The following is a 2,036-nucleotide window of genomic DNA, read 5'->3' as shown; positions in this document are numbered from 1 at the left end:
TCGTGGGTATCTGGGTCGTCCGGGTCTGTCGGCGGAGCGTTTCGTGGCTTCTCCGTACGGCACCGGTGAGCGTCTTTACCGTACGGGCGACATCGCGCGGTGGACGGCCGATGGTCAGGTGGAGTACCTGGGCCGCGTGGACGAGCAGGTCAAGGTCCGTGGATTCCGGATCGAGCCGGGTGAGGTCCAGGCCGTGGTCGCGGCCCATCCGCAGGTCGGGCAGGCGGCTGTGGTCGCCCGTGAGGATGTGCCGGGTGACAAGCGTCTGGTCGCCTACGTCGTCGCCAACGGCGAAGGCGCCGAACTCGCCTCTGCGATCAAGGACTTCGTCGCGGGTCGTCTTCCCGAGTACATGGTTCCGTCGGCGGTCGTCGTTCTGGACGCGCTGCCGCTGTCGGTGAACGGGAAGCTGGACCGCAAGGCCCTGCCCGCGCCCGAATACACGACGGGCGCCGGCCGGAAGGCCGGGAACGTCCAGGAGGAGATCCTGAGCGCCGCGTTCGCCGACGTACTCGGTCTGGACGACGTCGGCGTGGACGACGACTTCTTCGCGCTGGGCGGCCACTCGCTCCTGGCGATGCGCCTGGTGAGCCGGGTGCGGTCCGTCCTGGGCGTCGAGATGCCGCTGCGGACGCTGTTCGAGGCCCCGACGGTGGCGCGCCTGGCGGCCCGGCTGACGGGTGCGGACCGGGCCCGGATCGCCCTGACCTCGGGTGTCCGCCCCGAGCGGGTGCCGCTGTCGTTCGCGCAGCGCCGCCTGTGGTTCCTCAACCAGCTCGAAGGCCCCAGCGCGACCTACAACGTGCCGGCAGTGGTGTCGCTGTCGAGCCGAGTGGACCGCGACGCCCTCGGCGCTGCGTTCCGTGACGTGCTCGGCCGGCACGAGGTGCTCCGCACCGTGTTCCCCGTCGTCGACGGCGAGCCGTACCAGCGGATCGTCGGCATCGACGACCTGGACTGGGAGCTGTCCGTCCAGGACATGGCCCCGGCCGACCTCGTGCCGGCCGTCGAGCGCACCCTGGAGCACGCCTTCGACCTGTCATCGGAAATCCCCTTCCGCGCCTGGCTGTTCGAGGCGAGCCCGGATGAGCGGGTGCTCGTCGTGGTGATGCACCACGTAGCCAGTGACGGCTGGTCGAAGGGCCCGCTGGCGCGGGACCTGTCCGTCGCCTACGCGGCGCGGAGCGAGGGCCGGGCGCCCGAGTGGGACGCGCTGCCGGTCCAGTACGCCGACTACACCCTCTGGCAGCGTGAGATCCTCGGCGACGAGCAGGACGAGGAGAGTGTGATCTCGCGTCAGATCGCCTACTGGCGTGACGCGTTGTCCGGTTCGCCGGAGGAGCTGGAGCTGCCGTTCGATCGGCCGCGTCCGATGGTCGCCTCGCACCGCGGACACCAGGTGGAGGTCGAGGTTCCGGCGGTCGTGCATGCGCGGTTGGTGGAGGTGGCGCGGGTCGAGGGTGTGACCCCGTTCATGGTGCTGCAGGCGTCGCTGGCGGTGCTGCTCTCCAAGCTGGGGGCGGGGTCGGACATTCCGATCGGTTCGGCGAACGCCGGGCGGACGGACGAGGCGCTGGACGACCTGATCGGGTTCTTCATCAACACGCTGGTGGTGCGGACGGATCTGTCGGGTGATCCGACGTTCCGTGAGGTGCTGGGCCGGGTCCGGGAGCGGACGCTGTCGGCCCTGGGACACCAGGACGTGCCGTTCGAGAAGCTGGTGGAGGAACTGTCACCGGCCCGCTCGATGGCCCGACACCCCCTCTTCCAGGTCGTCCTCACCAAGCAGAACACCGTGGACGTCGTGCTCGACCTGCCCGGTCTGCAGGCCGGCGGCCCGACGGAGACCGGATCGGCGCAGGCCGACGCGGTGGAGCCCGAGCCGGCCGTCTCCGGCGCCGCGGCGAAGTTCGACCTCGATGTACTGGTCGGCGAGGTGTTCGACGCGGACGGCCGTCCCGCCGGTGTACGGGGAACCGTGACGGTGTCGGCGGATTTGTTCGATCCGGTGTGGGCCGGGCGGATCGCGTCGGCGT

General features: G+C 70.4%; 1 protein-coding gene. It reads left to right on the top strand.

The genetic code is table 11. The features are described from left to right. Nucleotides 1–43: 43 nt before the first annotated feature. Nucleotides 44–2,036: condensation domain-containing protein (locus IE257_RS37660; protein WP_229920913.1), on the top strand; the 1,993-nt coding region annotated here is incomplete at its 3' end.

The sequence above is a fragment of the Streptomyces avidinii genome (genome assembly GCF_014650695.1).
In the GTDB taxonomy this organism is placed as follows: Bacteria; Actinomycetota; Actinomycetes; order Streptomycetales; family Streptomycetaceae; genus Streptomyces; species Streptomyces avidinii.
The sequence above is the reverse complement of the archived record's forward strand: the minus strand, read 5'-3'. Positions and strand labels throughout refer to the sequence as shown.